Genomic DNA, 6,788 nt, shown 5'->3' with positions numbered 1-6,788 from the left:
TCGTCGCATCACGATCACCTTTCAAACGATCCCCCATTGCTCAAAAGAAACAACCGTTTTTCACCAGCCTTCTAGGCAACATGTCTGTTTGGCGATGGTGAAACAATTTTTTTCGGAAATTTCCTTTCTTTTGCTTGACGCGGTGACGCCCGGTAGTGTATAGTTAAGTCATCACATAACAGAATATATTTCAGGCATTCATCATGAAGGCGCACCTTGGATTGCTGTGGAGTATATTTTGTTATTTGATAAAATCTCAAGGTTAGCCGATCAGGCTAAAAGTATTAGGAGGAATTCAGCATTATGCAACGTGGTAAAGTAAAATGGTTTAACAATGAAAAAGGTTACGGTTTCATCGAAGTGGAAGGCGGTTCGGACGTATTCGTACACTTCACAGCCATCCAAGGTGAAGGGTTCAAAACGTTAGAAGAAGGCCAAGAAGTTTCGTTTGAGATCGTCCAAGGAAACCGCGGACCGCAAGCAGCGAACGTTGTCAAATTATAAAGCTTCGTTGACATAGACGAAAGAACGGGAGCGGAAACGAAAGGCACCTTGCACAGTCAAGGTGCCTTTTTCCATTTCGATGCATAGATTCAGTCAAGAGGCAAACAATAGCAAAGGGAGGTGTTGATATGGCGAATCGTGATGCCCACATACATACAGGCTACAACGATTTGAAACAAGTGGAACTGTTCGTGGAGACGGCGGAAAAAATGGTCGGCCACGCCACAATGCAGCTCGACCCCGAGATGATTCAGCACGCCGAACGAGCGGTGCAAAACGCCCGCCATCAGCTAGCTCGCGCTCGCCAAGAAGCAACGGGCACAGACGATGATGTTCTCGCCCGCTGCGAACAGCGGCTGGCCCGCGCCGAACATCAGCTGCGCGAGGCACAGTCATAATCCGAATCGAATGGGGGTCCCAAAAGGTGTGGACCCCATCCCATACCCATCAAGTTAAGAATTTTGGTCTTTGGCTATCATAGCGCACGACATGTTTCGTTTTCGATAGGACAGATGCCGCCTCCATCGCCTTGGCGCCCTTGATTGCCGCTTTTCCCGCCATGCCGGCCCCTTTAGTGGGAGGAATGATCGACGCAAGCAACATTCCTCCTGCCAGCAAACGGTCTCCTACAGAAAGGCGCTCGCCGGTAATCGGATCGTACTCGCCAAACACGCGCTGCACGTCGTACCAACCGAGAAGCTCCAAGCCGAATTTTTGCAAATAAATGATGGTCAATTACTTCTGAAAAGAACTGCAAATTAATAATTACTGGATGATCGAAAAGCAAAAACCTTGACAGGCTATAAAGGCTGTCAAGGTTTTTATTTTGATAATCACTGCAGTTTTCTCTTATATTTGTCAGCCAGCTCACAAAGGCGTTGGCCCAAAGTTGAGTTATAACTCCATTCATCGATAACATAACGTGAAAAAGACGTAAATCTCTTTTCTTTGCTAGGCAGATTATTAGTTAGAGCATAACTTTTAATTTGTTCTAATTCTTTCTTAATTAACTCTAACTGCTGTACGCTGCCATCGCCTTCAATTCCATTCTTTCGATTTAATAATTCTTTTTCAACCTCCGGAATAATGGAGTCTATATCCCGAATTAAATCATTCACTTGATAAGTCATATAATCCACCTCATCATTTTAGTACACTTGGGTTTGGAAGATAAATTTGCACTGCACCGCCTGATCTTCCAAAGTTCGGTGCAACTGTACCTTGAAGTACTTCCGTTCCTTTGTGAATGATCCACTTTGTAACATATTCAGCTGTACTTCCAGGAGGTAATGCTAATTTATTGATGGGGGCAGATAATTTTTCAGTAGTGACCCAACGTCCTCTAGGATTTGCTGCACCTCCATAATAACGATAGACTACTAAGTCATCTTGAAGCTTTACTACTTGTGCACCTGGATTAAATGCCTCAATGACTTCTCGCCTTTAGGCAGCCGTTAGATCATTCTTTTTCAGGAGCTGTGTTACATTTATTTTACCAGACTCTTACCTTCTTTTGCTGTTACATAAACCACCTATTCTTTAACGTTTTTAAAGCGATTAGTGATTATAACCATCTCAACTGACAGCGCAATCCAAAATTGATTGGCCGACGCTATCTACGAGCATCCATTCACGTTACCACTTGTTTATCACCACGATCTTTGTCATTCTCACTAGTTTGTAAGCCGTTCCACGTCATAACACCCCTGCTATGTATGTACATGCACTTTAAAATGATGACTTCTGTATGAACACCTTTTTCCATGGTTATACTGCTCCTAAATATTCCTATACAAAAGGAGCGGAAATGAAACGCCTTAAAATGACAAATGATCACAGCTGGGCGCCTCGAGCACTTTGAAAACAAGAATGGAAAATCAAAAATGCTTCTCCTCGTGTTCGGGTGACCGCCGTTCGTCTCGTCATGGAAGGTTATCTCGGAAAAGATGTCGTGAAAATGGTCCATCTATGCCGTCAATCGGTTGCCCTCTAGGTGGCACGGTTTAATGAAGGAGGACTCGATCTTTTACTCGATCGCCGCTTGCCACCTAGTTGCGTGCCGTTTCTCACGGAAGAACAACAACAAGAAATTAGACAACTCGTATTGACTACCACTCCTGTGGATGTCGGTTGGGGCATTTCTTCGTCATGGAACACACGTATTTTGCAATCTTACATCCAACAAACGTATGGTGTTTCGATGTCACGTGAAGGCATTCGCAAGTTGTTACATCGTCTTCGTTTATCATGGACACGCCCGACTGACAAGCTTGTCAAAGGGGATCCAACGCTTCAAGCTGCTTTTCAAAAAGAACTCGAATTTATTAAAAAACTCATCACTGCGCAAATGGTTTTGCTTTATGTCGATGAGACGCATGTTCGCGCCTATCAAGCGCTTCGTACGACATCGGCAGAAGTAGGGAATCAAAAACAAGTGCCAAGCTACGGTCACCACGCCCACGTTTCCATTTATGGCGCAGTGGACGTTCAACAAGGCGATGTCGTGTTTCATCGCGCATCATGCGCCAATGTCGAGACGTTCCTCGACTTTTTGCACCTGTTGAAAGAGAAACATCCGGATCGATTCATCGTGCTTGTGTTGGACCATGCACGGATTCATTATGCCAACATGGTGCAAGCATTCCTCGATGAGAAAGAAGGTGGTGCCTTTCACTTTATTTTTCTGCCACCGTATTCGCCTCATTTGAATCCGATGGAACGGTTGTGGAAGTGGCTGAAAGATGAAATCATTGCTAACGTCTTGCATAAAGATCAAAACGACATGGCCCAGTCGATTACTCGTTTTGAACAATATGTGTTGCAGCACCCAGATGAAGTGTTGCACCGCATAGGGGGTGCTGCGTGAACCAGAGGTTAAAATGTCAATTTGGATGTATATAGCACCACGGGTTTATCTAGTCTTTATATTTGGTTAATGAATACAAATAAAAGCCCCTCTCGAATGAGAAGGGCTTTTTGCATTATTCTGCATCATACGGGCGATATTTTTTTCCCAATTCCTTTTTATATCCCCGCCAAACAGCGGTGATCAGTCTGTGATGAAAACCGGATATCCTTTTCGTTTGAGCTCCTCGGCCAGCCGTTCTGCATTCCTTCTCGCTGAATGCGCCGACTTGAACGCGATAGAGCTTTTCTTGCGTCTGTGTAGTACTCGTTTTCGGCGCCGCTGTGGTCTTTTTCTTGAGACCGAATGCTTTAGCGATCCCCTCTGCGTGACCGTAGGCGATTTGCAAAAGAAACTGCTCACTTTTGAGCTTGCTGGCGTCCGTTTTGTTGTCAATAAACAAGTTTTCTGTCAGCAACGCAGGCATTTTCGTTTCGCGTAATACAGCGTAGTTGGCGCGTTTTTTGCCTCGGTCCGTGACGTTGCCGATTGCTCGAACAATTTCGCCATGAATAACGTTTTGGTATGCGATCGTCGCTTGAGACACATTACCATTATAGATGTAGCTCTCGAAGCCGGTTCCGCCGCCAGCGTTAATGTGAACCGACAAGAAAAAATCAGCCTTCAATCGGTTCGCAATCGCTGCCCGTTCAGAAAGTTCAATAAAACGGTCGTCAGTACGAGTGTAATGTACTTCTACTCCTTCATAATCATCGAGCATCTTTCCAATGCGCTTCACAATATCAAGCGTGAGGTCCTTCTCCTTCAGCCCGTTCGCCGTTGCGCCCGGATCGTGGCCACCGTGGCCAGCATCGAGAACAATTCGCACCATTATTTATCCGCTCCTTTAACAGTTCGTTAACCGATACGCCAAGAGCTCCGGCGATGCGCTGTAACATTGACAGCGATGGAGTTGCTTTACTCTTTTCAATCTTGCTTATCGTTGATACATCAGCCGATACCATATCCGCTAGCTGATATTGAGTAAGACCGAGTTTCTTTCTGAAATAGCGGATTTTAAATCCTAATTTAGCACTCAATATTGGATTTACCTCCTTTCTAACTATATTTTATTGATTTATATTCAATAATTTGATATTAATATTGGATTTATTCCAATATTTTTAGTGTTTTATCCATGTGATACAATTTTTTTGAATATAATTCAATTTACTAAAGGTGATGTTATGTTTGACATCGGCGGTCGCATTATTACGCTTAGGCAGTTGCACAATATATCTGCTAATAAGTTATCTAAAGAATTAAATATCGACCCATCTACGATTAATAAAATAGAAAAAGGTACGGCTAAGCCTTCAATAGATTTGCTTTTCAAGATCTGCGACTACTTTAACATTTCTCTTGCTGAGTTTTTTGACTCCCAAGCTTCCGAATTGCCGGCTGATCTTCTCCAACTTATCGAAACTGCCAAAAAGCTCACGCCGGAGGAACGGAAAAGCTTGAACAACTTTTTACAAACTCTTTTAGAAAGGACGGAGCGACAATGAGTGAACAGTTGCTCAAACAAATTCTTGGTCAACTACATCAGTTGAACGAAAAAGTAGATCGTGAGCTTCACCAACTCAATGAGAAAGTGGATCGTGAGCTTCACCAACTCAATGAGAAAGTGGATCGTGAGCTTCATCACCTCCATGAAAGACTTGAACGCGTCGAGAACAATATGGCAACGAAAGAAGATGTTGCTGACCTCTCGCTTATCAAACGTGCGGTACTGGACACCTCAGACTCCATCAAGCGCCTAGAAGAAATTCAAGAAAGCCAGCAACACATCATCGACCTACTTTCTGTGCGCTCGATTCAACAAGAAGCTGAACTGAAACGCATTAAATAGCCACTCTTGTCGAATGAGTACGGCAGAAAGGAGGGTCATAAATGGAACGTTTGTGTAAATTCGCTGTCCTAAGATATGTTCCAGACGAAATGAGAGAAGAATTTATAAATGTTGGTCTTGTATTTCACTCTCCTGAAGACGGTTATGTCAATATGGAGATTACTTCTAACTTCTCTAGAAGGTTGGTGAAAAACAGCGATCGCCCCTAGCTCACGGCGGATGACATGAAACGAAAAGCCGATGTCATAAAGTTTCTCCATTTGAGAAACAAGGCGGTGAGGCAACTGACACCTTTCATCATCGACCTTCTAGAGTCGCGATGTTCGATGATGAGATTGATATCAAGCTCCTAAGAGGTGGGTGATTTAGTGCAAAAACGATGGATTCCACTCATTTCTCAATTAGAAAAACCTTGCAGAATCCGCTTTCTCTTCTGAATGAAAATGCCGCCGATCGGGAGTTGACAGTGGTTTTTCACCGGCCTTCTAAAACTTATCTTGAAAGGGGTTAAAAGCGAGTTTACACAATCGACAGTCCATGGGCCCCCGATAGAAGAAGTAAAAAAATGGGATTTCCTTGAAAAGCATACGGCAATATACGTAAATCAATTGCAATTTTCTCCTGTTAGGGTTATACGGAGTTACGATATCATGAAGGATCAAGAAGATTTATTTAGAGCTTATGTGTATTTTGATTCCCATAAATCCAAAAGAATCACTGAAGATGAAGTCAAAAGCATCATGAATCGTGTGCTTAGGAAAAATAATGTCTTAACTAAACTTAACCGTAATATTGAAGTAACGGTGGGATCAGAGGAGTTCAAACTTGATTATGCCTATGAAAAGAAAAACAGTTCAAGATTAATAAAAACTCTATCTTTCGACTACTCAAACCGAAGCATCTCTAAAGCATCGCAGTTAGCCAAGGAATGGGTTTGGAACTATACAAAGCTCAAGGAAACACGCTTTGCTAATAATAACTCTTTTATTAATAAACAAAACCTTGAGATCGTCACATTAGTTTATTTTAGTGAAGCAAACAAACATGTAAAAGCTGCTATAGATATACTCAAAGAGGCATCTAACATCATCGAAGCAAATAGCGAAAAAGCAATTGAGAAAAGCGACATACCTAAGAAAACCGGAATGGACGAAAAAAGACCAGTTTACCATTCAGCTTTATCCTAGGATCTAGAGGCGACGGCCTCCTTTTTTTCTGCCGAGAAGAAATACTTCAAGGCTTCGAACACGTCGGCTTTTTGCTTTAAGATGTAGTACTTGAATTTCTGGTGTTTCATGTTGCCGTATGCTCGCATGAGGGTAGAGGGTGAACGGTTGTACTGTTAAGATTACCCGTACCCTTAATGGAAGGATCACTTGACTTAGGTATACGATCAATGGCCTCTCCTTTGATTTCCTTCATCATATAAAGAGTGGCGGCATCTTTGATTTCATTTCTCCCTTCATTCATCCACACTCTAGACGCTGGACCAACTCCGGCATATGCTGGTTGCCATGAAACGGATGC

Annotated in this window: 10 protein-coding genes and 4 pseudogenes; 7 read left to right on the top strand and 7 right to left on the bottom strand. The window is 43.0% G+C overall.

The genetic code is table 11. The annotated features are described in order from the left end of the window. The first annotated feature begins 303 nt into the window (after nt 1–303). Nucleotides 304–504, top strand: coding sequence for a cold-shock protein CspD (cspD, locus tag B4113_RS18270; RefSeq protein ID WP_003251474.1), 201 nt, complete (start codon nt 304–306; stop codon nt 502–504). Between the two features lie 128 nt (nt 505–632). Then, nucleotides 633–902, top strand: coding sequence for a DUF2564 family protein (locus B4113_RS18265; RefSeq protein ID WP_061912742.1), 270 nt, complete (start codon nt 633–635; stop codon nt 900–902). A 58-nt stretch (nt 903–960) separates the two neighbouring features. Here B4113_RS18265 and B4113_RS18260 read toward each other — a convergent pair. The 3 genes and pseudogenes from B4113_RS18260 to B4113_RS21335 form a co-directional block, all read right to left on the bottom strand. Next, nucleotides 961–1,224, bottom strand: a pseudogene (locus B4113_RS18260) (pre-toxin TG domain-containing protein); the annotation flags it as partial. A gap of 113 nt (nt 1,225–1,337) precedes the next feature. Continuing rightward, entirely contained in the window at nt 1,338–1,634 is a 297-nt protein-coding gene (locus B4113_RS18255; protein WP_061912740.1) for a hypothetical protein, read from the bottom strand. Nucleotides 1,635–1,647: 13 nt separating this feature from the next. Then, a complete protein-coding gene (locus B4113_RS21335; protein WP_082799338.1) occupies nt 1,648–1,935 on the bottom strand; it encodes a glycohydrolase toxin TNT-related protein in 288 nt (95 codons plus the stop codon). Nucleotides 1,936–2,497: 562 nt separating this feature from the next. Here B4113_RS21335 and B4113_RS19295 point away from each other — a divergent pair. Next, nucleotides 2,498–3,370: an IS630 family transposase gene (locus tag B4113_RS19295; RefSeq protein WP_235598039.1), complete on the top strand. Its 873-nt coding sequence runs from the start codon at nt 2,498–2,500 to the stop codon at nt 3,368–3,370. 183 nt (nt 3,371–3,553) lie between these two features. Here the strand turns inward: B4113_RS19295 and B4113_RS18245 are convergent. Together B4113_RS18245 and B4113_RS21330 are read right to left on the bottom strand one after the other, a co-directional pair. Beyond that, nucleotides 3,554–4,241: pseudogene (locus tag B4113_RS18245) on the bottom strand (N-acetylmuramoyl-L-alanine amidase). Continuing rightward, nucleotides 4,153–4,449: a helix-turn-helix transcriptional regulator gene (locus tag B4113_RS21330; RefSeq protein WP_082799336.1), complete on the bottom strand. Its 297-nt coding sequence runs from the start codon at nt 4,447–4,449 to the stop codon at nt 4,153–4,155. The pseudogene B4113_RS18245 and the gene B4113_RS21330 overlap by 89 nt, the downstream one beginning before the upstream one ends. Before the next feature lie 147 nt (nt 4,450–4,596). On the opposite strand from B4113_RS21330, the gene B4113_RS18240 reads away from it, so the two are divergent. From B4113_RS18240 to B4113_RS19785, 4 genes are all read left to right on the top strand, one after another. After that, nucleotides 4,597–4,917, top strand: coding sequence for a helix-turn-helix domain-containing protein (locus tag B4113_RS18240; RefSeq protein WP_061912739.1), 321 nt, complete (start codon nt 4,597–4,599; stop codon nt 4,915–4,917). Continuing rightward, nucleotides 4,914–5,261, top strand: coding sequence for a hypothetical protein (locus B4113_RS18235; protein ID WP_061912738.1), 348 nt, complete (start codon nt 4,914–4,916; stop codon nt 5,259–5,261). The genes B4113_RS18240 and B4113_RS18235 overlap by 4 nt, the downstream gene beginning before the upstream one ends. Before the next feature lie 41 nt (nt 5,262–5,302). Continuing rightward, nucleotides 5,303–5,470, top strand: coding sequence for a DUF3037 domain-containing protein (locus B4113_RS19285; RefSeq protein WP_082799335.1), 168 nt, complete (start codon nt 5,303–5,305; stop codon nt 5,468–5,470). 441 nt (nt 5,471–5,911) lie between these two features. Then, nucleotides 5,912–6,448 carry a hypothetical protein gene (locus B4113_RS19785; protein ID WP_061912737.1) on the top strand — a complete coding sequence of 179 codons (537 nt, stop codon included), beginning with the start codon at nt 5,912–5,914 and terminating at the stop codon, nt 6,446–6,448. Here the strand turns inward: B4113_RS19785 and B4113_RS20895 are convergent. Both B4113_RS20895 and B4113_RS20890 read right to left on the bottom strand, forming a co-directional pair. Then, a pseudogene (locus tag B4113_RS20895) lies at nt 6,445–6,603 on the bottom strand (sporulation protein YhbH); the annotation flags it as partial. The gene B4113_RS19785 and the pseudogene B4113_RS20895 sit on opposite strands and share 4 nt — an antisense overlap. Further along, nucleotides 6,555–6,788, bottom strand: a pseudogene (locus B4113_RS20890) (hypothetical protein); the annotation flags it as partial. The pseudogenes B4113_RS20890 and B4113_RS20895, both read right to left, overlap by 49 nt.

Origin of the sequence: Geobacillus sp. B4113_201601 (assembly GCF_001587475.1) — a bacterium.
In the GTDB taxonomy this organism is placed as follows: Bacteria; Bacillota; Bacilli; order Bacillales; family Anoxybacillaceae; genus Geobacillus; species Geobacillus icigianus.
Note: the sequence above shows the minus strand (reverse complement) of the source record. Positions and strands in the feature narration are given on the sequence as shown.